General features: G+C 56.6%; 19 protein-coding genes and 2 tRNA genes. 10 read left to right on the forward strand and 11 right to left on the reverse strand.

Annotated features, from left to right (window positions below; all coding sequences use genetic code 11):
- Positions 1-6: 6 nt before the first annotated feature.
- Together nqrM and sthA are read left to right on the forward strand one after the other, a co-directional pair.
- The gene (nqrM, locus tag CFT65_RS09530; RefSeq protein ID WP_088827792.1) at positions 7-246 is read left to right on the forward strand and encodes a (Na+)-NQR maturation NqrM; all 240 of its coding nucleotides are present in this window, start codon (positions 7-9) and stop codon (positions 244-246) included.
- A 58-nt stretch (positions 247-304) separates the two neighbouring features.
- Entirely contained in the window at positions 305-1696 is a 1392-nt protein-coding gene (sthA, locus tag CFT65_RS09535; RefSeq protein ID WP_088827793.1) for a Si-specific NAD(P)(+) transhydrogenase, read from the forward strand.
- A gap of 56 nt (positions 1697-1752) precedes the next feature.
- Here sthA and CFT65_RS09540 read toward each other — a convergent pair whose 3' ends face one another.
- The 5 genes from CFT65_RS09540 to dusA all read right to left on the reverse strand — a co-directional run bounded on the left by CFT65_RS09540 (position 1753) and on the right by dusA (position 6263).
- Entirely contained in the window at positions 1753-2547 is a 795-nt protein-coding gene (locus CFT65_RS09540) for a glycerophosphodiester phosphodiesterase (RefSeq protein ID WP_088827794.1), read from the reverse strand.
- On the reverse strand, positions 2544-3671 hold the full coding sequence (locus CFT65_RS09545) for a 3-deoxy-7-phosphoheptulonate synthase (RefSeq protein ID WP_088827795.1): 1128 nt from the start codon (positions 3669-3671) through the stop codon (positions 2544-2546). Before CFT65_RS09545 ends, CFT65_RS09540 begins: the two co-directional genes overlap by 4 nt.
- Before the next feature lie 11 nt (positions 3672-3682).
- Positions 3683-4132 (reverse strand): TerB family tellurite resistance protein, encoded by a 450-nt coding sequence (locus CFT65_RS09550; protein ID WP_088827796.1) that lies wholly within the window; start codon positions 4130-4132, stop codon positions 3683-3685.
- Between the two features lie 42 nt (positions 4133-4174).
- Positions 4175-5140, reverse strand: a complete 966-nt coding sequence (gene tal / locus CFT65_RS09555; protein WP_088827797.1) for a transaldolase — start codon at positions 5138-5140, stop codon at positions 4175-4177.
- Between the two features lie 127 nt (positions 5141-5267).
- The gene (gene dusA / locus CFT65_RS09560; protein ID WP_088827798.1) at positions 5268-6263 is read right to left on the reverse strand and encodes a tRNA dihydrouridine(20/20a) synthase DusA; all 996 of its coding nucleotides are present in this window, start codon (positions 6261-6263) and stop codon (positions 5268-5270) included.
- Positions 6264-6707: 444 nt separating this feature from the next.
- Between dusA and CFT65_RS09565 the strand changes: the two genes are divergently transcribed.
- The gene (locus tag CFT65_RS09565; RefSeq protein ID WP_088828205.1) at positions 6708-7394 is read left to right on the forward strand and encodes a PEP-CTERM sorting domain-containing protein; all 687 of its coding nucleotides are present in this window, start codon (positions 6708-6710) and stop codon (positions 7392-7394) included.
- 282 nt (positions 7395-7676) lie between these two features.
- A complete protein-coding gene (locus CFT65_RS09570; RefSeq protein WP_088827799.1) occupies positions 7677-8585 on the forward strand; it encodes an AEC family transporter in 909 nt (302 codons plus the stop codon).
- On the opposite strand, the gene CFT65_RS09575 is transcribed toward CFT65_RS09570, so the two are convergent.
- The gene (locus CFT65_RS09575) at positions 8562-9560 is read right to left on the reverse strand and encodes a zinc ABC transporter substrate-binding protein (protein ID WP_088827800.1); all 999 of its coding nucleotides are present in this window, start codon (positions 9558-9560) and stop codon (positions 8562-8564) included. The genes CFT65_RS09570 and CFT65_RS09575 overlap by 24 nt on opposite strands.
- A gap of 188 nt (positions 9561-9748) precedes the next feature.
- On the opposite strand from CFT65_RS09575, the gene gltX reads away from it, so the two are divergent.
- The 3 genes from gltX to CFT65_RS09590 all read left to right on the forward strand — a co-directional run bounded on the left by gltX (position 9749) and on the right by CFT65_RS09590 (position 11505).
- Positions 9749-11233 carry a glutamate--tRNA ligase gene (gltX, locus tag CFT65_RS09580; protein ID WP_088827801.1) on the forward strand — a complete coding sequence of 495 codons (1485 nt, stop codon included), beginning with the start codon at positions 9749-9751 and terminating at the stop codon, positions 11231-11233.
- A 113-nt stretch (positions 11234-11346) separates the two neighbouring features.
- Positions 11347-11422, forward strand: a tRNA-Ala gene (locus CFT65_RS09585).
- 7 nt (positions 11423-11429) lie between these two features.
- Positions 11430-11505: transfer RNA gene (locus CFT65_RS09590), tRNA-Glu, on the forward strand.
- Positions 11506-11601: 96 nt separating this feature from the next.
- Here the strand turns inward: CFT65_RS09590 and CFT65_RS09595 are convergent.
- Positions 11602-12453 (reverse strand): 6-carboxytetrahydropterin synthase, encoded by an 852-nt coding sequence (locus CFT65_RS09595; RefSeq protein ID WP_088827802.1) that lies wholly within the window; start codon positions 12451-12453, stop codon positions 11602-11604.
- On the opposite strand from CFT65_RS09595, the gene CFT65_RS09600 reads away from it, so the two are divergent.
- The gene (locus CFT65_RS09600; RefSeq protein WP_088827803.1) at positions 12445-13230 is read left to right on the forward strand and encodes a nucleotidyltransferase family protein; all 786 of its coding nucleotides are present in this window, start codon (positions 12445-12447) and stop codon (positions 13228-13230) included. The genes CFT65_RS09595 and CFT65_RS09600 overlap by 9 nt on opposite strands.
- Here the strand turns inward: CFT65_RS09600 and CFT65_RS09605 are convergent.
- The 3 genes from CFT65_RS09605 to CFT65_RS09615 form a co-directional block, all read right to left on the reverse strand.
- Complete coding sequence (locus CFT65_RS09605; RefSeq protein ID WP_088827804.1) at positions 13190-14275, reverse strand: response regulator; 1086 nt, start codon at positions 14273-14275, stop codon at positions 13190-13192. The genes CFT65_RS09600 and CFT65_RS09605 overlap by 41 nt on opposite strands.
- 52 nt (positions 14276-14327) lie before the next feature.
- Positions 14328-15647 (reverse strand): MORN repeat-containing protein, encoded by a 1320-nt coding sequence (locus CFT65_RS09610; RefSeq protein WP_088827805.1) that lies wholly within the window; start codon positions 15645-15647, stop codon positions 14328-14330.
- A gap of 115 nt (positions 15648-15762) precedes the next feature.
- A complete protein-coding gene (locus CFT65_RS09615) occupies positions 15763-16224 on the reverse strand; it encodes a hypothetical protein (RefSeq protein ID WP_088827806.1) in 462 nt (153 codons plus the stop codon).
- 99 nt (positions 16225-16323) lie between these two features.
- On the opposite strand from CFT65_RS09615, the gene CFT65_RS09620 reads away from it, so the two are divergent.
- Entirely contained in the window at positions 16324-19248 is a 2925-nt protein-coding gene (locus tag CFT65_RS09620; protein ID WP_088827807.1) for an insulinase family protein, read from the forward strand.
- An 86-nt stretch (positions 19249-19334) separates the two neighbouring features.
- Here the strand turns inward: CFT65_RS09620 and CFT65_RS09625 are convergent, their stop codons facing one another.
- The gene (locus CFT65_RS09625; protein ID WP_088827808.1) at positions 19335-20150 is read right to left on the reverse strand and encodes a pyruvate, water dikinase regulatory protein; all 816 of its coding nucleotides are present in this window, start codon (positions 20148-20150) and stop codon (positions 19335-19337) included.
- A 171-nt stretch (positions 20151-20321) separates the two neighbouring features.
- Here CFT65_RS09625 and ppsA point away from each other — a divergent pair, with 171 nt between their 5' ends.
- Positions 20322-22694, forward strand: a complete 2373-nt coding sequence (gene ppsA / locus CFT65_RS09630) for a phosphoenolpyruvate synthase (RefSeq protein WP_088827809.1) — start codon at positions 20322-20324, stop codon at positions 22692-22694.
- Positions 22695-22717 lie beyond the last annotated feature (23 nt).

The following is a 22717-nucleotide window of genomic DNA, read 5'->3' on the forward strand; positions in this document are numbered from 1 at the left end:
GGCAACATGGGTACCTTTCTTTTGGTTTTGTTTATTGTGGTGCTGCTGGTTGCAGCCATGTCCATCGGCGTGATTCTGGGGCGTAAGCCCATCAGTGGAACCTGCGGTGGGATCGGGGCTCTAGGTATCAGCCAGTCCTGTGATATCTGCGGTGGCAATACCCAGAAGTGCGAAGAGGAAAACGAGCGGTTGGCCAGTGAAGGTAAAGACCCCGAGGCTTTGGCTTACGACGCCAGCAAGCACTGATCTGTTCCTGACAATTACAACCATTTTTTCACGACGTAGATAAGGAGTCACTGCGCGCATGGCAGAACATCATTACGACGTCGTCGTTATCGGCGCCGGTCCGTCCGGCGAAGGCGCGGCGATGAATGCGACGAAACACGGCAAACGAGTCGCGATCATCGAAGACAAGCCTACCGTCGGCGGGAACTGCACTCACTGGGGCACCATCCCCTCCAAGGCGCTGCGCCACTCCGTCAAACAGATCATCACCTTCAACACCAATCAGATGTTCCGGGATATCGGGGAGCCTCGCTGGTTCTCCTTCCCGCGGGTGCTTCAGAACGCCCAGAAGGTCATTGGCAAGCAGGTCAAGCTCCGGACCCAGTTCTATTCCCGCAACCGGGTTGATCTGATCAACGGTCGGGCCTTTTTCATCGACCAGAACCGCATAGAAGTCCGTGGCAGCAAGTCCTCGGAGACCCTGCACTTCAAGCAGGCGATCATTGCCACCGGTTCCAGGCCCTATCTGCCACCGGACGTGGATTTCCGTCACCACCGGATCTATAACTCGGACACCATTCTTAATCTGTCTCATACCCCCAGAACCCTGATTATCTATGGCGCTGGCGTTATTGGTTCAGAATATGCCTCGATCTTCGCCGGGTTGGGTGTGAAGGTAGATCTGATCAACCCGGGTAGCCGGCTGTTGTCGTTCCTGGATGACGAGATCTCGGATGCATTGAGTTATCACTTGCGCAATAACGGCGTTCTGGTTCGCCATAATGAGCAGTATGAATCGGTTGTGGGTGATGACCACGGCGTGGTGCTGTCGCTGCAGTCCGGCAAGAAAATCCGTGCCGACGCCTTCCTGTGGTGCAACGGCCGCAGTGGCAACACCGAGAAGTTGGGTCTTGAGAATATTGGCCTGGTTCCCAATGGTCGCGGCCAACTGGCCGTTGACGAGCACTACCGCACCGAGGTGGAAAACATCTACGCGGCCGGCGATGTGATCGGCTGGCCGAGTCTGGCAAGCGCGGCCTATGACCAGGGCCGCTCGGCATCTTCGGATATCGTTGACGATGAGTACTTCCGTTTTGTGTCGGATGTGCCGACCGGGATTTACACCATCCCGGAAATCAGTTCCGTTGGCAAAACCGAGCGTGAATTGACCGAAGCCAAGGTGCCCTATGAAGTCGGGCAGGCGTTCTTCAAGGATCTGGCCAGAGCCCAGATTACCGGAGAAGCTGTTGGCATGCTTAAGATCCTGTTCCACCGGGAGAGCCGCGAGATTCTGGGTATCCACTGTTTCGGGGATCAGGCAGCGGAAATCGTCCACATCGGTCAGGCGATCATGAATCAGGAAGGGGAGGCTAACTCTCTGAACTACTTCATCAACACCACGTTCAACTATCCGACCATGGCTGAGGCCTATCGGGTCGCGGCACTGAACGGCCTCAACCGGATCTTCTGAGCCATCTGCGAAAACGGGGTCAGATGAGTGTTTTCATCTGACCCAAGCCGGCAATTTCAGCCAGTAGATACTGCTTCACTGTTGAGTGACGTTGATTCCCGGCTCTGAGGCAAGGACAGGGCGGACCTCGCCCTGTTGTCGAAAAAGATACGGGTACTTGTGGGGTAGTCAGTAATGATGCTGTCCACTCCCATCTCTTCCAACTGCAGCATGTCGTGAATGCGGTTCACAGTCCACGTAGACACGTGCATGCCGCGTCGATGTGCCTGTTCCACCAGCGCTTTTGAACACAACTTCCAGTTTATGCAGAGATACTCGCAGCCCAGACGGCTTGCGATACTGAGGGGCCGCGGGAATTTTCGTTCGGCTACCAGGCCAAGACGGATGTTCCTGTTGCGCCGCCGTATCTGCTTCAGAAACCAGATGTCTGAAGAGGTGATTGCCGCAGTCTGATAGAGGTTCCTGCGCTGAATGACCTCGGTCAGACGGTTACACAGGATATTGAGCCGCTGGCGACTGTCTTTTTTGACTTCCAGCTGCAAGTGCTCGATATCGTCGAACTGATCCAGCAGGTCTTCGAGTGTCGGAATACCGGTGGGAGAGGGCCAGGAGCTGGTGTTGCGCCGGGCGTCCATAGTCGCCAGCTCGGCAGCGGTGTATTGGCTGATGCTGCCTTTCTGGCTGGTTGTCCGGTCTACCGACAGATCATGTACCAGTACCGGCTTGCCGTCCTTTGACAGCACAAGATCCAGCTCGAAATGCCGGATGCCATGCCGATAAGCATGAACAAATCCGGGAAGAGTGTTTTCGGGGGCCTCTCCCTTTGCGCCTCTGTGTCCGTAGACAATCATTCCGCTTTGTCATCCTTCAGCCGCTGGTAAATGGCCTGGCGCTTCTTCCAGGTGTCATGGCAAAGGCGAATGTCTTCCAGATACGCCGGCAGCTCGTTCATCAGCAGGGCCTGAGGACCGTCCACCAGGGCTTTTTCAGGTTTGGGGTGGAAATCCACCAGCACCATGTTGGCGCCGGCCACGACGCCCTGGGCGGTCGCATGCATGACATCAAGAATGCCGTCCGGAGACTGCTCGCGGCTTCCAACCGAATGGGAAGGATCCACACATACCGGCATACGTGTGAGGCGCTTGACCGCCGGCACATGCGCGAAATCCACCATGTTCCGGTGGGGTTGGCCGGCCTCGGTTTTCATTCCCCGCAGGCAGAAGATCACGTTGGCGTTGCCTTCGCTGGCCAGGTATTCGGCGGCGTTGAGGGATTCATTCAGGGTGATCCCGAATCCACGCTTGAGTAGTACCGGATAGGTATTCTGGCGGCCAATAGCCTTCAGCAGCTCGAAGTTCTGGGTGTTACGGGTGCCCACCTGCAGCATCACGCCGGTGGGCCGGCCGAGTTTTTCGAGGCAGGTGTCGATTTCCTCAATGTGGCTTTCATGGGTGATCTCCATGGCAATCACCTTGATGCCATGCTTGCCCGCCTTCTCGAACACCCAGGGCAGGCAGCCCTTGCCGTGGCCCTGGAACGAGTAAGGGTTCGTGCGCGGCTTGTAGGCGCCCATTCGGGTGCAAACTTCGCCGCTGTCCTCAAGGGCTTGCATCATCATGTCGACATGCTCGGGCACATCGACGGCGCACAGACCGGCAAAAATGTTCAGATTGGACTGGTTGAACTCTACACCGTTGTAGGTGAAGCCACTTTGCCGTCGATCATCCCGGTGGCGGCCGAGAATACGGTAGTCGTCCGAGATGCGAATGGCGCGTTCAACTGCAGGCAGGGCCTCGATTTCTTCTTTGTTCAGGGGTTTGGTGTCCCCGAGAAGATAGATTTCGGTCAGCCTCTGGGTCGCACCCTGAACCTCATGAACCCGAACAGAGACGTTCGGAAGATTCTCGAGGTAGTGCATGGTCTGTCGGTATTCTTCGCTGTCCAGAGCGGTATTCGGATGAAGAATCGCTAGCATGCTGTCTCCTTTTAAGAACCGGCGTCTTGCGCCCGGTGCCGCGCCTGCATGAACTCCCGATGATTAAGATGCAGCAGGTCTGCCATGCGGCGAATAAGATGTTCTTCGTACTTGTCGATGCGGCCGTCCGCAAACGCCACTCGCCAGATACTCTCAAGCAGGGCCTGTTTGCCCTCCTGGTCCAGGCACTCGTTGATCTGGCCGGTAAATTCATAGAGCGATGTGGCATCGTCTGCATGGCTCAGGGCATCCTGAAGGATCTCTTCTGCTTCGGCCCTGGTAACCTGGTGCGCTTTCACCGCCCCATCCACAATGGCCTGTAGCTCGCGCTTGTCTTCGTGCTGGTCGATCCGTGAAACCTGAACCATCAAAGCGGTTGCAGCCACGGCCAATTGGTGAGAATCCGGTTTCTCGCTCTCAGCTTCCGGTGCCGCAAACAGTTTTTTCAGGCTCTCGATCATGATCGGACCGTCCTACTTCTATGTTTGGTTCGGGGCTTTGCGTCAGGCGGCCTTGGCTAGCTGCCGGACCCGGTTTTCCAGTTCTATCTGGTCGGCTGTGAACCGGCGAATGCCATCGGCCAGCTTCTCGGTCGCCATGGCGTCCTCGTTGGATTCCCAGCGGAACAGTTTCTCGTCGATAGTGCCAAACCGATCCGGTGAGTTGGCCGTTTCAGCAACCAGTTGCCTGGGCAAATCGCCATGGTCATCCTGCAACTCCTGCAACAGGGCAGGGCTGATGGTCAGACGGTCGCAGCCTGCCAACATTTCGATTTCCCCGGCATTTCGGAAGCTGGCACCCATCACCACGGTGTTGAAGCCATTGGCTTTGTAATAATTGTAGATGCGGGAAACCGAAAGCACCCCTGGATCTTCCGGGGCCGGGTAGCTGTCGCGGCCGGTGCTGGCAAGGTGCCAGTCCAGAATCCGACCGACAAAGGGCGAAATCAGGAACGCGCCGGCCTGGGCGCAGGCTGCAGCCTGGATGAACGAAAACAGCAGCGTCAGGTTGCAGCGAATCCCTTCCTTCTCCAGTTGTTCGGCAGCCCGGATGCCTTCCCAGGTGGAAGCAATCTTGATCAGTACGCGACTGGTGTCGACGCCCTGCTTGTCGTATAGCTCAACCAGGCGGCGGGCGCGCTCCAGCGTACCGGCGGTATCAAAGGACAAGCGAGCATCAACCTCGGTGGACACCACGCCGGGAATCAGGTTCAGGATTTCCCGGCCGGCAAGCACGGCCAGCATGTCCGTGGCCAGGGTCAACTGCTCGGCGTCTGAGCCGCCATGCCGCCGGGCTTCTGCCACAGCCTTGTCCAGCATCGGCCGGTAAGCGTCGGAAGCGGCAGCTTTGAGCAGCAGGGATGGATTGGTGGTGGCATCCTCCGGCCGCCATTTCGCAATGGCTTCGATATCGCCGGTATCCGCCACTACCGTGGTCATGGTTTTCAGTTGGTCGAGCTTGCTGGTCATTCGTCCTGTCGTCCCGGTTGCATTGTTATTGGTGCGCCCCAATCCCGGGCGCCGGCTATATGCCTACAATAACGGGCCGCCCTGACAGGAACAAGACAACAAAAGGTATACTGGCAATCGCCGGCGATTAAGCTTCGGCAATCTCCGGCGCCGCCGGTTCACGAACCTTTTCTAGAGCGGTTTCGATCACTTCCAGGCCAGCACCGGATTTATGGGCGTTCTCGCTGATATAGCGACGGAACTGCCGACCGCCAGGTTGGCCGTGGAACAGACCGAGAAGATGCCTGGACATGTGGGTCAGGAATACGCCGCGCTCGAGTTCGCTCTGGATAAACGGAAGCATGGCCCGAAGTGCCTGATGTCGTGTTTCCACCGGCGCCGCCTGCCCGAAAAACTCCGGATCAACCCCTGCCAGCAGCCAGGGATTGTGATACGCCTCCCGGCCCAGCATAAGGCCATCGGTATACCGGAGATGCTCGTGGCACTCATCAAAGGTCTTGATGCCGCCGTTGATGATGATCTCCAGATGCGGATATTTTGCTTTCAGCCGGTAAACCCAGTCGTATTTGAGCGGAGGGACTTCCCGGTTCTCCTTGGGACTCAAACCCTCAAGAATCGCGATCCGCGCGTGCACGATAAACGTCCGGCAGCCAGCTTCCGACACCTTTTCCACGAACTCGCAGAGATCGTCCCAGGATTCCCGCCCATCAATACCGATCCGGTGCTTCACGGTGACCGGCAGGTCGGTTGCCTCGATCATGGCGCGTACCCCTTCCGCGACTTTGTCCGGGTGGCCCATCAGACAGGCACCGATCATGTTGTTCTGAACCCGATCGCTCGGGCACCCGACATTGAGGTTGACCTCATCGAAGCCGTATTGCTGTGCCAGTCTGGCGCAGTGGGCAAGTTCGCCAGCATCGCTGCCGCCAAGCTGAAGGGCCAGCGGGTATTCTGCTTCGTCGTGGTGCAGAAAGCGTGCTGTGTCGCCGTGGATCAGCGCGCCTGTGGTGACCATCTCGGTGTAGAGCAGGGTATGCCGGCTAAGCTGGCGTGCCAGATAGCGGTAGTGACTGGTGGTCCAGTCCATCATCGGGGCCACGCAGAAGCGGCGGGAGGGATGCACGTGAGCACTTTCGGTGGCTTTCGAGTGCTCTCCGGGTTGATTGAAAACAGTTGATTGATTCAAGTTGTGCTCGGTTATGGGACTGTTGACTGGGCGAAGAGTGTGCCGAGTCCATACAGCACACGGCAGATTGAGTATTGAAAGGGATTTTATCAGTCATCGGGACGGTTCTTGAAGAGTATGGAGTTTCTCCTTGTTTATATCTATCAAGGAGGTCGATGTTTGTACGGGCGTTTACATAATTGCTCTCAGGGTGTCGAAAAAATAAACAGGTTCTTGGTTCTCGATTCGAGAGTTAAGCGTTAACCGCATAAAAAAACGAGAAAAAGCGCTAGCCGGTTCGAGTATTGCTGGCTAGTAGTTAAGGTCTTCGCAGCACCGCCAAGGAATATGGTGACAGTGTGTTTGGCCTTTAAAACGGCTCGATTGCAATGGAGAGACAACATGAAAATGAAACTAAAGGTAATCGCAACTTTGTCATTATCCGTGATGGGGCTATCCGCCAACGCGGTGCCCGTCACTTACCTTGGTACGGATGACAGCGTCGCTTCGCTTGCGGATATGGTGAATTCCCAGGCGGCAGCAAGTAATTTTCTCTCTGTGGCTGGTAATTTGAACGTCTTTGATTTCGAAGCGCCGGTGCCAAGTAATCTGACGATCTCAGGAGGATCTACAGTCAATGGATCCTCCTGCGGGGCTCTTTGTGGCTTTAATACGACAGTCGGAGGGGCCTTGCATCGCGAGGTATTTGGTGGTTCGGTTACGTTCAGCTTTGCAGATCCTGTTGACGCATTTGGTTTTTATGTCAATGGCCTGCAAACCGACCTAGTGCCTCAGCAAACCATTGAGTATGTTGATGGGTCTTCGGCAACTCAAATTATCAACTTCCCAACTGCGCTCGGTGGCGGTGGAGCCTTTGTTGGCTTTATTGATTTCGGGCAACTGATTTCGAGTGTCACCTTTAATGCGACCAATGATATTCTCGGGTTTGATGATCTTCGATTTGGGCGATCTGAAAACAACCCAGGCGACCCTGTCAGTGTGCCAGAGCCAGGTTCTATTGCTCTACTTGGCTTAGGGCTCTTGGGGCTGGGAATCGCTCGAAGGAGGAAATCTGACAACTCTGTCTAACGAGCAGGGTGGCTTTCCGGTGGTGGATCAAGCTAAGAAGTTGAATCATAATTGACCGCAGTATCGGGCTGCTCCTAAAGAATCTGATTTGCTTGGAGCAGCTCATCTCTCAATACACAGGTCTGTTTACATTGAAACGTGGAATTGGGCCTGATGCTTTAGTTAGTTAGAAACCTTGATATGCTGCGACTCAAAGCATATCGAGTTATGGTGCCGCAATGCCACTAATCTGTTTCTTCCAAGTTTTACTTCACTTTTTAATAGTCGAGTTGTGAGAGATTGATGGCGGTACAAGCCCTGTTGCCGGTATTTGTTCTGATCATGCTCGGGCATGTGTTCCGCCGCATTGACTTTCCGGGCGGCGATTTCTGGCCCCAGGCGGAGCGGTTTACTTACTACGTACTGTTTCCAGCCATGCTGGTTTTCAAGCTGGGGCAGGCCCGGTTGCCTGCTTCCGCTTATGGCGACATCGCCTTGCTGATCGGTGCTATGCTGATCGCGATGACGCTGGTCCTGGCGCTCGCCCAGTGGTTCTGGCGCTGGTCCGGTCCGGTTTTTTCTTCGGTTTACCAGGGGTCTATCCGGTTCAATTCCTATGTGGGTCTGGCTGCTGGTGGAATGTTGTTGGGGGATCAGGGACTGTCGCTGACGGCGATTGCGGTTGCCATCATGGTGCCGTTGCTGAATCTGCTCTGCATACTGATGTTTTCCCTGGTGGCCACGGAAGGGCCGGTGAGGTTGGTGCCGGTGTTCAAGGCGATCGTGACCAATCCTCTGATTGTGGGCTCGGTGATCGGCGTGGTCTGGAGCTTCTTCGAGATCGGGTTTCATCCGCTGATCGGCGGAATTCTCGAGCCTCTCAGTAATCTGGCGTTGCCGATGGGGCTGATGACAGTCGGTGCCGGGCTTCAGCTCAAGGCCCTCAGAGGCGCCTCACTGCCGTTTATTGTCTCGTCGGCGCTGAAGCTGGTCGGGTTTCCGATGATGACTGCGGGGCTGGCGTTGTTGCTAGGTCTTGAGGGAATGATGGTGCAGGTGGCCGTGCTGTTGTCGGCGCTTCCCACGGCCACATCGGCCTACATTCTGGCTCGACAGCTTGGTGGCGATGCCCCCCTGATGGCAGGCATCATCAGTGGCCAGACCTTGCTGGCCATCGTCACCATACCGCTAGTGCTCAGTATTCTCTGGTAGGCACTCGAGTACCGCGTCGACAATGCTGTGCTGGAAGTTGTTGTAACCCTCCGGCGTTGCTTCAATGTCAGTGGCCAGAGGGTCCCAGGTGCTGAAGGTTACGTCCAGGCTCTCGGTGATCGAGCGCCACCACTGCCGATTGAACTGCGGTTCGGTCAGCAGACAGGGGTGGTTGGCGTTGCGCAGCTTTTCCTGAACCTCTGCGATATGGCGTGCCCCCGGCGACAGCTCCGGGTTCAGCGTAAGGACGCCCTCAAGTTTCAGGTCATAGTGTTCGGCAAACCGGGTGAAGGCTTCGTGATAGGCGAACAGACTGATGTCCTGTGCCGGCGCAAGACGGTCCCGAATGTTGGCATCCGTTTGTCGAACGCTGACTTTGAACTGCTCGAAGTTCTCGTTTAACGCGCCAGCGTCAACACCGCCCAGTCCTGAGAGAGCATCGCGGATAGTCGCGGCCATTTCGATGGCCAATTCGGGATCCAGCCAGATGTGCGGGTCTTCGCCGTCACCGTGATCATGGCCGTGTCCGTGTCCCTCGTTGTGATGCTCTTCTTCCTTGGCCTCCTCATGATCAGCGTGGCCATGATGGTCGTCCGCGTGTTCATCGTGAGCGTGCTGGTCGTGGGTATCTTCCCCGGATTCGTGCTCGGCATCCATGAGCGCGACCGTTCTGCTGCTGAAATCCTGCCCGGTCAAAAGGCGATTAAGAAAGGTTTCCATGTCGGGTCCCACCCAGAAAATCACGTCGGCGTTTTCCAGTGCCCGACGCTGGGATGGCTTCATGGTGTAGTTGTGGGGGCTGGAGCCAGGCGGGACGAGGCTCTTTGTCTGCATGTCCTCCGTGGCGATCGCGCTGACAATCAGCTCAACCGGTTTGATGGAAGTAACAATACGGGTCTCGGCCTGCAGAGCGCCGCTGATCAAAAGGGTGCCGGCACCGAGTGCCAGAGAAAGTGCTTTTCCGGGAACGCGCATGATAAATGAGATCCTGCGATGCAATTGTGTAATGTTATAATATAACAAATCGGGAGGGTGTGGGCAAAAGAAACTTTCCGCAGGTGCTTAGCGTTTCGCTCGTTAACTTCCTGATCATGCGAAACCTGACGATGGCCGGTATAATGCCCGCTTTATCAAACGGCCACCGACTTTTTCAGGAAGGTTTCATGACTGTACGTACCCGAATTGCTCCGTCACCCACTGGTGACCCTCACGTTGGTACCGCCTACGTGGCCCTGTTCAACCTGTGCTTTGCCCGTCAGCACGGCGGCCAGTTCGTCCTGCGTATCGAGGATACCGACCAGGCCCGCAGTACCGCGGAATCCGAGCAGGACATTCTCAAGGCGTTACGCTGGCTTGGCCTGAACTGGGATGAAGGCCCCGATGTAGGTGGCCCCCACGGCCCCTATCGCCAATCCGAGCGCAAGCACTCCTACCGTCAGTACGCCGAGGACCTGGTGACCGCCGGGCACGCCTTTTATTGCTTCCGTACACCGGAAGAGCTGGAAGCCATTCGGGAAGAACGCAAGGCTCAGGGCCTGAATCCGGGCATCAAGGGCGACCTGGAGTTGTCCGATGACGAAGTGAAGCGTCGTCTGGACGCGGGCGAGCCATATGTGATTCGCATGAAAGTGCCCGACGAGGGCGTCTGCGAGATTGATGACATGCTCCGGGGCACCATCGAGATTGACTGGGCCCAGGTGGACTGCCAGATCCTGCTCAAATCCGACGGCATGCCCACCTATCACCTGGCCAACGTGGTTGATGATCACCTGATGGAAATCACCCATGTTTTGCGGGGCGAGGAGTGGATCAACTCGGCGCCGAAGCACAAACTGCTGTACCAGTATTTTGGCTGGGATATGCCGGTGCTCTGTCACCTCCCGCTGCTGCGTAACCCGGACAAGAGCAAGCTGTCCAAACGCAAGAACCCCACCAGCATCAATTTCTATGAGCGCATGGGCTTTCTGCCGGAGGCCGTCACCAACTATCTCGGGCGCATGGGCTGGTCCATGCCCGACGAGCGGGAAAAGTTCACTCTGGACGAGATGATCGAGAACTTCGATATCCAGCGTGTCTCTCTCGGTGGCCCGGTATTCGATGTGGAGAAGCTTCGCTGGCTCAACGGCCAGTGGTTGCGCGAAGAGCTGGCTGAAGAGCAGTTCATGGAGCGCATGCGCCAGTGGTGGTTTAACGAGGACGCCCTGCGTTCTCTGGTGCCTCACATCAAGGGTAGGGCAGAGGTGTTTTCGGATGTGGCGCCCATGGCCCAGTTCATGTTCTCCGGCATGCTCAACCTGAAGCCGGAGGACTTTGCCCATAACAAACTTGAAGAGGCCCAGATCAAGCGGGTTCTGCAGTTTACGCTGTGGAAGCTTGAAGCACAGCGCCACTGGAGCAAGGAGACCATCTTCGCGGACATCAAGGCCCTGGCCAAAGCCATGGACCTGAAGATGGGAGACTTCATGTTCTCCATTTTTGTGGCGGTTGCCGGTACGCCGAATTCCTGGTCTGTGATGGACTCCATGGCGCTGCTGGGCCCGGACATGACCCGTTCAAGGCTTCGGCGTGCGCTGGAAGTGATGGGTGGTTTCTCCAAGAAGGAAACCAAGAAGGTGGAAAAGGAATACGCGGCTCTGGGTATTCATTAACCGCTTTGGTGGATTAATAAACGGCTTGAACAAGGATGTTCAGAAAACTGAAAAAAAGTGTGTTTCAGAGGTTGACGCCCATAGGGCGGATCCTTAATATACGCAGCCGTTGAGGGGCCATAGCTCAGCTGGGAGAGCGCAACACTGGCAGTGTTGAGGTCGGCGGTTCGATCCCGCCTGGCTCCACCAATTTCTAGTCCCCTTCGTCTAGTGGCCTAGGACTCCGCCCTTTCACGGCGGCAACAGGGGTTCGAACCCCCTAGGGGACGCCAATACGGCTTGACGGTTTAGTCCACCGGAAAGCCATCAAAAAAACCGCCTTCGGGCGGTTTTTTTGTGTCTGAATTTCGGGGCAGGCCCAATTTAACTCAACGTTCGGCAATCGCCCCCTTGCCAACGCCTTCGTATGCCTTCACCCGGATGGTGTCCTTCGCAAACTCTACCTTGAGCTTGTCGGCCATATGGGCGGCAATCAGCTCCACCGTGGTGTCGGTATCGAGCATGTATACGCGCTCTTCTGGCAGGGTCAGCGCAAACTCGCCCTGGTTGGCCTCGTATTCAAAGGTCACGTACCGAACGCCGTCATCGCCCACATGGCGTCGTACTACGTCTTCTTCGGACCCGACGTAAATATCCCGCCAGAGCTTGGCCCAGTGACGTTCCAGATCGTAATCGCGGTGGCCGTTACGATCAATACGAATCGGTGAGCGATGGCCGTGGGCAATGCGCTGGCAGTTGCCCAGGTGTTTCTTCAGGCCGTGCACGTAGTGGTAGTAGGCACCGTCGATTTCCTCTTCCCGGAGATTGATCTCCACCGAAATCACGTTGGCCGGAAGGACTGCCTTGATTTCCTGTTCCAGCAGCGAGGCAACGGCAGAAGGCACAACCCGGTCGGCGGACAGCCAGACGATGGCTTCGTCCGGCGAGCGGTGAATGATCTGGCTGCCGTCGGTGAGCGCCCAGGTAAAGGTGTCTGGCTCTTCCTCGTTCCAGGACAGTCCCTGGTAGCCACGGGGAATCACCAGACGATGGTCAACTCGCTCATCGATCACCCGTTTGATGGTGCGTTTTACGTTGCTGAAGTCGAACACCATGCCCTGTTCGTCCAGCTCCCCGCCAAGCACCACATCCGCAATCCAGCTTTCACCCACCAGCCCCCGGGTCGGGTCCAGGTAGGCGAAATCGATAACGGTCAGGTTGTCTACAAACAGATGGTTCATCAAATTTCCAGGCGGGTATGGTTGATTGATGGCCGAATTCTAGCAAAAATCACCGAGTACAGCAGTCTGGCGGCTGGCCAGCGCTCCATTTCTTTTCGGATACAGCTCATCATCTTAAACTTCGACAAGCGCAACGATCAGCAATTCCCGGTACTTATACTGGCTGCCGGTGCTTCCAGTCGCCTTGGCCGGCCTAAAGCCCTGTTGCCCGTGGTGTCTGGAAACCGGGCGGAGACGGATTCCCACAACCACACGCTTCTGGACGCCGCCATTGGCCAGGGCCGGGTTTTGAGCCCGGATGTCCGGGTAGTGTGCGGTGCCTGGTACCCCCTGATCCGGTTTCGTTGCCGGCGCCAGCCGTCCTCGTGGTTACGGGCGCCGGATTGGCACGAGGGCATGTCGGCCTCACTATCTGCGGGGCTTCGAAGCCTTGGGCCGGCTGTGAAAGGCGTTTTTGTTTTGGTAGCGGACCAGCCGCTACTGGATCTGAACGCCCTTGAGGCCTTTGGCAAGGCAGCCCGCTGCTTACCGGAACAGCCCATTGCCGCTGATTATAGTGGCGGGCCGGGTGTGCCGGCCTACTTGCCCCGATGGCTCTGGCCGCTGGTACTGGATCTGGAAGGGGATAGGGGTGCCGGGCGGTTGCTGGCGGAGGTGCGGGCAACCCGGGTCGATATTCCGGGGGTCTACGACGATGTGGACACCCCGGCAGACTGGAAAAGAATCAGGGCGTTGCTCAGCCGAACAGGCCCGACAGCCAGGCAATCCCGACGCTGAAGATCCCAAGGCTTACGGCAAGGCCAGTGGTGTAGATACGTGACGCCGTCGAACGCTGCTGGGCAACAAACAGGTCGATTGTGCGCTGGGCGATGTCTTCAGCAGTTTCCCGGGAAATCTCGTGGGCCTGCTGAATGGCCTCGGATTGCAGAGTCTGCCAGAACTCCGTATCAATCGTCTGAACGCTGGTAATGTGATCTTTCAGCTCGGCCATGTGTTCGCTGGTGAATCCGGAGTTCTTTTTCAACTCCTTCTTGAGTACTGCCAGCTCACTCCGGAGGTTGAGGTTGACCTCGGCGGCAACTTCGTCGCGCAGGTTTTTGGTACGCTCGTTGACCATTTCGGTAACGGCGTTCAGACGTTCCTCGATCACTGCGTCCTGTTTGCTGCGGGATTCGTCCAGGGCGCGCTTCAGGTGGTCGAACTGTTCGTCGAAGAGGGAGCTCAGCAGTTCGTGCAGGCGGTTGTTGATATGGGTTTTGACCGCGGAGCGGGCGATCTGCTCGATGAGCTCGCTGGTCAGAGGGACCACATTGGCCTGCGGGTTTCCGCGACCGGCTGAATCGCCTGTCTTGGGCGACAGTTCCACTGAGGCATCGGCAGGTACGTTCAGTAGTTCGTCCTCGTGCCTTGAGGAGGGCGCAGATTCAGCGGGCGGTTCCGGCAGGGTTCCCTCTGTGACATCACTGGCCAGCTGGTCCAGAACGTCTTTGAGACCCTCGGTTTGCGGTGGTTTGGTCAGGATGTTGTAAACACCGAAGTTTCTGGCCTCTTCCATAAATGACGACGATTTTTTGGATGTGCACATGATAATGGGGATGCCGGCGGTCTCCGGATTGTCCTTGATGGCCTCCACGCCATTCATTCCGGGCATCAGGTGATCCATGAAGATGACATCCGGGCGGCCATGGCTGTTGAGGAAATCCAGGGCCTCTTCGGCTGAGCCAGCCATGTTGATTTCCATATCGCGACTCTCCAGCAGTTTACTCAGGGCAAATCGTGCCACCTTGGAGTCATCTACCAGCAGAGCGTTTTTGATCGCCATGTCACTACCTCAATTGTTTACTGCAAACGCGTTTTTTATCGGGCCGTTTTGATTACCAGCCTTTCAGTTTCGGGCACTCTGTGGCCCGGTAGCTCTTGTCCCGATAACAGACACCGGGTTCAGTGGTTCGGGCAGTGAAAATCTCTCCTGCCGCCGTGGTCAGACGCACCTGTCCGTAAGGTTCACCATGACGGAAAGTGGCTTCGATCGAGCTTCCGTTGGGATTTTTTAATAACCCCTTGCCGTGAAATTTTCCTTCGATGTACTGACCTTCGTATTTTTTTCCACTGGCGAAGACTTCGGCCCCGGTGCCGTGGAAGGCGCCGTTGGAAAATTCGCCTTCGTAATGGCGCCCGTCGGGGTAGGTCAGTGTGCCGCTGCCATGAAATTCGTCGTTTCGGAAGCCGCCCACATAAAGCATGCCGTCCGCGGTGGTCAGGGAACCATGGCCATTGAGTTGTCCGTCCTGCCAGTGCCCGGTCAGTATGTCTCCGTTTGCCAGTGTCAGGGTGCCTTTGCCATTAAACTGGTCGGCCCGGAACTTGCCGGAGTAGCGGGAACTGTCAGCACTGCGCCATTCACCTTCGCCCTCGCATTTGCCGGCAGACCAGCCTCCGTCATAACGGCTGCCGTCGGTATGCAAGGCGGTGCCCTGGCCGTGGAATTCACCGTCTACAAAATGGCCCTCGTAGCGCAGGCCGTTGGCATCCTGATAGCTGCCGTCACCGGTTTTGACGCCGCCGATCCAGGTGCCGTCACGGAAGTTCACGGTGGTCAAGGCTTCCAGTTTGCCCACCAGTGTCATTTCGTTGCCGGCTTGCAGGGCAACGGTGCGGTTCCAGGGCTTGAAGCCGGGCTTGCTGATGGTGACATTGTATCGGCCCGGATCCAGCTCCAGATCCAGGCGGGTCGCGCCATATTCCTTGCCGTTGATGGTGACCTGATCGCCGACAATGTTAGAGCGAAGCACCAGCAGAGCCTGCATCTGTGGCTGCGGTTGCTGCTGTTTTGCCGGTTTTTCCGGAATTGTCGGAGCGGCGTCTATTCGGGTTGCCATCACCTCTGGTGGTTCAGCCACAGCCAGAACCTCCGGGTTCTCCGGCATGGATGGAACGGCAAACGGGGTGGCCTCTACCACAGGTGAGCGCGAATCTCGGGCAGCCTGTTCAGTTTTGGCGGATGCCTCTGGAGCAGGCTGAGGGACCGGCCTGGTCTCGGGTTCGGCAGCGGCAGACGCAACAACTTGATCAGTGGCGGGTGGTTCGAAGGATTCCGTCGGCCGCAGGTCGTCCCGGACTGATGCGAACCCGGCGGTAACCAGTAGCATAAGTGTCAGGGCATTGACGAACAGCAGCGGTCTGAAATCGACCATGAGGGAACCTCGTGATCCTGCATTCTTGGAATTCTGTCTACCGCTTCATCTTACCCAGTGAGTGCAGCGCTATGTAACAGAAAGTGTCCTGCAGTTACCGAGAATGCAGGCCAAATCACACTTTATCCGGAAGCTGGTCATGGTTGAGTTGCTCCCATGATCTCATGTACACGTCGGCTTCGTATTCATAAGGTGATTTGAACGGGGTGAGCACGAAATCGAACACCAGGAAGAAAAACCCGATGGACGCCCAGGCAATGACCAATGTACTGATGGTAGTGGCTTGGACCTCCGGGTTGGAGTTGACGAAATTTTCCAATAACGGAATCAGATCCGAGGCCATTACGACCGGATTGAAGCTCGCAAGTACGAAGGGCACCCAGAAGGCGATAAAGACCGGAAAGAACCCGAATGACCAAAGCACTCGGCGGAGCAGGTAAACGGCAACTTCCCGCCAGAAGCGCTGTCTGATTTCCGGTACCTTTCGGATCCGATCAAGGTAGAGGCGACGTTCTGCCCAATAGGCGGCTACTTCCGGGGCGTCAACTGCCTTTGATTGCGGTGCGGGAGTTGTCATGGACGGCGCGGTACCCTATAGCTACTGGAGTGATGCATGATAAGCGATACTACGTGTTACCCTACAATTCTCCAATTGTTTAAAGACAGGATAGTTTGAATGGCTGCAGTGATCGACAACGCAACCCATCCGGCCTTTGAGAAGCTTCGCAGTCACCGGATCGACACGCTCAACCTCGAGGTTGAGGAGTATCGCCACAAGAAGACCGGCGCCCGCCACCTGCATCTGGCTGCAGATAACGACGAAAATGTATTTTTCGTGGCGCTTCGGACCTTCCCGATGGATTCCACCGGCGTAGCCCACATTCTCGAACATACCGCACTGTGTGGCAGTGAGCGTTATCCGGTCCGTGACCCGTTCTTCATGATGATCCGGCGGTCACTGAACACCTTCATGAATGCCTTTACCAGCAGCGACTGGACCGCCTATCCGTTCGCCAGCATGAACCGGAAAGATTTCGACAACCTGTTGTCGGTTTATCTGGACTGCGTGTTCTTCTCCAAGCTGGATCCGCTGGATTTCGCTCAGGAAGGCCACCGCCTGGAGTTCGACAAGCCGGAAGATCCCTCGACCGATCTGGTTTATCGGGGCGTTGTCTACAACGAAATGAAAGGCGCCATGAGTTCGCCTACCTCCCAGCTATGGCAGAACCTTAGCAGCCATCTTTTCCCAACCACGACCTATCACTACAACAGTGGCGGTGAGCCTGATCATATTGTCGACTTGAGCTACGACGACCTGCAGCAGTTCTACCGCCACCACTACCATCCCAGCAATGCGATATTTGCTACCTATGGTGATATTCCGGCTCATGAGCACCATGAAAAGTTTGAACAACTCGCGCTGAAACGGTTCGATCGGCTGGACATCGATCTCCCGGTTCGCGACGAGAAGCGGATGTTCGCACCGGTGCGGGTCGAGCAGGGCTACGCTGTCAACGAAGGTGAGGGTACCGACAACAAGACTCACATCGTGGTGGGCTGGCTTCTGGGCCACAGTTTTGATCTGCAGGAAAATCTGGAGGGGCAGCTGTTGTCTGCCGTTCTGCTTGAAAACAGCGCCTCGCCTCTGATGCGGGCATTGGAAACCACCGATCTGGGGCACTCTCCGTCACCCATGTGTGGCCTGGAAGACTCCAACCGTGAGATGACCTTTGTCTGCGGCATCGAGGGCAGCGAGCCGGACAAGCACAAGGATCTGGAGGTGCTGCTCGAGTCCACGCTGCTGAAGGTCGTGGAGGAGGGTGTTAGCCAGGATCGTCTGGAAGCTATCCTGCATCAGCTCGAACTGCACCAGCGGGAAATCGCCGGTGACCAGTTCCCCTATGGCTTGCAACTCATCATGAGTGCCATCGCGCCCATGGTGCATGGTGGGGACCCTGTTGAATTGCTCGACCTGGAGCCGGTTCTGGCAACGCTCCGGGAAAAAATCCGGGATCCGCAGTACGTGCCGGATCTGATCCGGCGCAAGCTTCTGGAGAACCCTCACCGGGTCACGCTGACCCTGCGACCTGACGAAAAGCTCGAGTCTCGCCGGCAGGAGGCGATCCGTGAAGCGCTGGCCCGTCGCAAGGCCGAGCTGACCGAAGAAGAAGTGCGCATGATTGTTGACCGGGCCAAGGCACTGGAAGAGCGCCAGATGCACAAGGATGACGACTCCATCCTGCCGAAAGTGGATCTGTCCGATGTACCGCTGCAGATGCCTGAGCCTGAAGGGCGTTATGACGGCGATATTTCGGCGACGGTGTATGCCCGTGGTACTAATGGCCTGGTTTACGAACAGATTGTTGTCCCGGTGCCGGCGCTGACCGAAGAGGAGCTGCTGCTGGTGCCTTACTACACCACCCTGATTTCCGAAGTGGGTTGTGGTGAGCTGGATTACCTGCAGATGCAGGACCGTATCTCTGCGGAGTCTGGCGGTATCGGCGCGGCATTCAGCGCCAAAGGCCGTATTGATGATGTTCAGGCGTTGTCCGGATACATCATCTTTAACGGCAAGGCACTGGCCCGTAACCGCAGTGAATTGACCCGTCTTCTGCGGGATGTCTACACCAATGCCCGCTTCGATGAAAAAGAGCGAATCCGGGAGATCATTGCCCAGATCCGTGCCCGGCGCGAGCAGGCCGTAACCGGCAGTGGTCATGCCCTGGCCATGGGCGCGGCTTCACAGGGTATGAGCCCCGGAGCCTGGCTGTCTTTCCGGCTGGGTGGTCTGGCCGGTATTCGCGGCACCAAACAGCTGGATCAGGCCCTGAAAGATCCGGAAGAATTGACGGCGCTGTGCGACAAGCTTTCCGCATTGCACGAGAAGATCGGCAACCAGGGCCGCGAGTTTCTGGTGATTGGTGAGGAGGAGCAGCTCCCTGCGATGGTTGATGACCTGAAGTCATGCTGGCGAGGTGCCTCCGAAGCAGGCGTTTCAGGCTGGCAAATGGAGCCGGTCAATTACACCACCCGCGAGGCATGGCTGACCTCCACTCAGGTGAACTTCTGTTCCAAAGCCTACAGCACGGTAGCCGTGGACCATCCGGATGCGGCGGCACTGACTGTACTGGGTGGCTTTCTGCGCAATGGTTACCTGCACCGTGCCATCCGTGAAAAGGGCGGGGCCTACGGCGGTGGTGCCGGCCAGGACAGCGTGAATGGCACGTTCCGGTTCTTCTCCTACCGTGATCCGCGCCTGGAGGAAACACTGGACGATTTCGACGCGGCCCTGGCGTGGCTGCAGGACAACGATCACGACTATCAGGAGCTGGAAGAGTCGATCCTTGGTGTGATTGGTCAACTCGACAGGCCCCGTTCTCCGGCGGGTGCGGCTCGTCATGCCTTCCACAACAAGCTGTTTGGCCGCACCCCGGAACAGCGGGCAAGGTTCCGGGAGCGCGTGCTGTCGGTCACACTGGATGATCTGAGGCGTGTGGCGAGAGCCTGGCTGGTACCGGAAAAAGCCAGTACAGCCGTGGTAACCAGTCCGGAAAATCGGGCCAGGGTCGAGGAGCTAGGCTTGACGATTCAGGACCTGTAAAGCTGATACTGAAAGGGGTCAGATGAGCATTTCATCTGCCCCCTTTTTCGTCTGAGCCCGATCACTTTCCTGGGGTTTTGGCCCCCTTAACGCTGTCTCTTCAATCCGGTTGTCACCATGATTCGGGTGGATATTTCCTCCACGGAATAGGCCGTGGTGTTGAGGTACGGAATCCGCTCACGCCGATACATCAACTCGATTTCCTCAATCTCGTGCATGCATTGCTTGATGGATGAGTAGCGAGAGTTTGGTTTGCGTTCGTTGCGGATGGTTGCAAGACGCTCCGGTTCGATAGTCAGCCCGAAAATTTTCTCTTTGTGAGGTTTGAGGGCTTTGGGGATCTGTTGGTCTGCCAGATCTTCTTCCGTAATCGGATAGTTCGCCGCTTTTACGCCGTATTGCAGCGCCAGATAGAGGCAGGTGGGCGTTTTTCCGCTTCGGGAGGCCCCCACCAGGATCAGATCGGCTTCATCGTAATGCCGTGTGCGCGCGCCATCGTCGTTATCCAGCGCAAAGTTGACCGCATTGATCCTGCGCTCATAACTCCCTTCGTTATTGATGGCATGGGACTTACCCACGGTGTAAGAAGACGAAGACTGCAGCTCCTGCTCCAGGGGTTTGAGAAAGGTCCCGAAAATGTCCACCATGAAGCCTTCGGCGGTAGCGATGATTTCCCGAATATCGCTGTTTACAATGGTGTCGAACACCAGCGGGCGTGCGCCATCGGTCTCGGCCGCCTTGTTGATCCGTTTGACCATTTCCCGGGCTTTTTCTTCGTCCGCAATATAGGGAACGGTGACCCGTTCAAATTCGATCTTTTCGAACTGGGCCAGAAGGCTGTGCCCGAGAGCCTCGGCTGTCAGGCCGGTGCCATCAGAAATGAAAAAAGCAGTGCGTTTCATGCTGTATTGTCCGGTTCCATGGTTCCTTGATTCCCTGGGCTTGTGGCCTAGGTAATTTCCGCAGGTTACAGTATCATACACGCCAAGTTCGAGACTCCGCAGTGGATATTACCTGCTTTTATCGCTGGCCCGGTTTTGCTCTTTGCTTCACAGACTCAAGGGAGACACGCTTTGGAAGATTACATTATCTGGTTTGATCACCTGGGAATGTCCGATGTCGATCGGGTAGGCGGCAAGAACGCCTCACTCGGCGAAATGATCAGTAATCTCGCCAACGCCGGTGTTACCGTTCCAGGTGGTTTTGCCACCACAGCGCACGCCTATCGCGAATTCCTCGCCACCGATGGATTGAAGGAGCGTATCGACAACGCTCTTGATGTTCTGGATATCAATGATGTCAATGAACTGGCCCGGGTAGGTGCGCAGATCCGCCAGTGGATCATTGAAACGCCGTTTCCGGATGTCCTGGAAAATGCCCTGAAAGAATCGTTTGCCGCCCTTAAGGATGGCAATGACCATATGGCGGTTGCGGTTCGTTCTTCTGCGACTGCAGAAGATCTGCCGGATGCGTCATTCGCCGGCCAGCAGGAAACCTTCCTGAACGTCGTGGGCCTCGAGCAGGTACGCACCTCTGTAAAGGAAGTGTTTGCGTCGCTGTTTAATGACCGCGCTATTTCCTACCGCGTGCACCATGGATTTGACCACAAGATGGTTGCTCTGTCCGCCGGCATCCAGAAGATGGTACGTAGCGAAACGGCGGCCAGTGGCGTTATGTTCACCCTGGATACCGAATCCGGCTTCCGTGACGTGGTGTTTGTAACGGCCTCCTACGGTCTGGGTGAGACCGTCGTCCAGGGCGCCGTGAACCCAGACGAATTCTACGTGCACAAACCCACACTGGAAGCTAACCGTCCGGCTGTTCTGCGCCGCAATCTGGGCAGCAAGGCCATCAAGATGGTCTATCACACCAAGCCCGGTGAAGGTGAGTTCGTTGAAACGGTGAAGGTCGAGCAGGAAGACCGTAACCGCTTCTGCATCACCGATGCCGAGGTGGAAGATCTGGCCCGCCAGGCCATGATTATCGAGAAGCACTACCAGCGCCCCATGGACATTGAATGGGCGAAGGATGGTGATGACGGCAAGATCTATATCGTTCAGGCCCGCCCTGAAACGGTTAAAAGCCGCGCATCCGCTAATGTCATGGAGCGGTACCTGCTGAATGAAACCGGTAAAATACTGGTTGAAGGCCGGAGTATCGGACATAAGATTGGTAGCGGCCCGGTGAAGATCATCACCAGCATCAAGGAAATGGACCGTGTTCAGGCCGGCGATGTGCTGGTTACCGACATGACTGACCCCGACTGGGAGCCGGTCATGAAAAGGGCCTCCGCCATTGTCACCGATCGTGGTGGCCGCACCTGTCACGCGGCCATCATTGCCCGCGAGCTGGGCATTCCGGCTGTGGTTGGGTGCGGTGATGCCACCGAGTTGCTGACCGATGGACAGGAAGTGACTGTTTCCTGCGCCGAAGGTGATACCGGCATGATCTATGAAGGTTCCCTGGATTTCGAGCTGCGGGAAAACACCGTGGACTCGATGCCCAACATTCCGTTCAAGATCATGATGAACGTGGGCAACCCTGACCGCGCCTTCGATTTCCAGGCTCTGCCCAATGAGGGCGTTGGTCTGGCACGGCTTGAGTTCATCATTAACCGGATGATTGGCGTTCACCCCAAGGCACTGTTGAACTTTGACGGTCTGCCCCGGGATATCAAGCAGACGGTCGAAAAGCGCATTTCCGGCTACAACTCGCCCGTGGATTTCTACGTCGACAAGCTGGTAGAGGGTATCTCTACACTGGCTGCTGCATTCGCGCCCAAGAAGGTGATCGTGCGGTTATCGGATTTCAAATCCAACGAGTACGCCAACCTGATCGGCGGTACTCTGTATGAGCCGGATGAAGAGAACCCGATGCTCGGTTTCCGGGGTGCCTCCCGTTACATTTCTGATACCTTCCGGGACTGCTTCGAGCTGGAATGCCGCGCTCTGAAGAAAGTGCGTAACGAGATGGGCCTGACCAATGTGGAAGTCATGGTTCCGTTTGTGCGCACCGTGGGTGAAGCGGAACAGGTCGTGAATCTGCTGGCGGAAAACGGGCTCAAGCGCGGTGACAACGGTCTGCGCGTGATCATGATGTGCGAGCTGCCAGCCAATGCGCTGCTGGCGGATCAGTTCCTGGAACACTTTGACGGATTCTCTATCGGCTCCAACGACCTGACCCAGCTTACGTTGGGTCTGGACCGGGATTCCGGCATCATTGCCCACCTGTTCGACGAGCGCAACGATGCGGTCAAGGCATTGCTTTCCAATGCGATCCAGGCCTGCAAGAAGGCCGATAAGTACATTGGTATTTGTGGGCAGGGGCCATCAGACCACCCCGATCTTGCCAAGTGGCTGATGGATCAGGGCATAGATACAGTGTCACTGAACCCGGATTCGGTGCTGGACACCTGGTTCTTCCTGGCCGACGAAAAAATCGACTGAATTTACTTCCAGGATAAGGAGAG

This window comes from Marinobacter sp. es.048 (genome assembly GCF_900188435.1).
Classification (GTDB): Bacteria; Pseudomonadota; Gammaproteobacteria; order Pseudomonadales; family Oleiphilaceae; genus Marinobacter.

Coding starts and splice junctions, on each gene's coding strand:
- nqrM (WP_088827792.1), top strand. CDS start 7: ATGGGTACCTTTCTTTTGGTTTTGTTTATTGTGGTGCTGCTGGTTGCA.
- sthA (WP_088827793.1), top strand. CDS start 305: ATGGCAGAACATCATTACGACGTCGTCGTTATCGGCGCCGGTCCGTCC.
- CFT65_RS09540 (WP_088827794.1), bottom strand. CDS start 2,547: ATGATTGTCTACGGACACAGAGGCGCAAAGGGAGAGGCCCCCGAAAAC.
- CFT65_RS09545 (WP_088827795.1), bottom strand. CDS start 3,671: ATGCTAGCGATTCTTCATCCGAATACCGCTCTGGACAGCGAAGAATAC.
- CFT65_RS09550 (WP_088827796.1), bottom strand. CDS start 4,132: ATGATCGAGAGCCTGAAAAAACTGTTTGCGGCACCGGAAGCTGAGAGC.
- tal (WP_088827797.1), bottom strand. CDS start 5,140: ATGACCAGCAAGCTCGACCAACTGAAAACCATGACCACGGTAGTGGCG.
- CFT65_RS09565 (WP_088828205.1), top strand. CDS start 6,708: ATGAAAATGAAACTAAAGGTAATCGCAACTTTGTCATTATCCGTGATG.
- CFT65_RS09570 (WP_088827799.1), top strand. CDS start 7,677: ATGGCGGTACAAGCCCTGTTGCCGGTATTTGTTCTGATCATGCTCGGG.
- CFT65_RS09575 (WP_088827800.1), bottom strand. CDS start 9,560: ATGCGCGTTCCCGGAAAAGCACTTTCTCTGGCACTCGGTGCCGGCACC.
- gltX (WP_088827801.1), top strand. CDS start 9,749: ATGACTGTACGTACCCGAATTGCTCCGTCACCCACTGGTGACCCTCAC.
- CFT65_RS09600 (WP_088827803.1), top strand. CDS start 12,445: ATGGTTCATCAAATTTCCAGGCGGGTATGGTTGATTGATGGCCGAATT.
- CFT65_RS09595 (WP_088827802.1), bottom strand. CDS start 12,453: ATGAACCATCTGTTTGTAGACAACCTGACCGTTATCGATTTCGCCTAC.
- CFT65_RS09605 (WP_088827804.1), bottom strand. CDS start 14,275: ATGGCGATCAAAAACGCTCTGCTGGTAGATGACTCCAAGGTGGCACGA.
- CFT65_RS09610 (WP_088827805.1), bottom strand. CDS start 15,647: ATGGTCGATTTCAGACCGCTGCTGTTCGTCAATGCCCTGACACTTATG.
- CFT65_RS09615 (WP_088827806.1), bottom strand. CDS start 16,224: ATGACAACTCCCGCACCGCAATCAAAGGCAGTTGACGCCCCGGAAGTA.
- CFT65_RS09620 (WP_088827807.1), top strand. CDS start 16,324: ATGGCTGCAGTGATCGACAACGCAACCCATCCGGCCTTTGAGAAGCTT.
- CFT65_RS09625 (WP_088827808.1), bottom strand. CDS start 20,150: ATGAAACGCACTGCTTTTTTCATTTCTGATGGCACCGGCCTGACAGCC.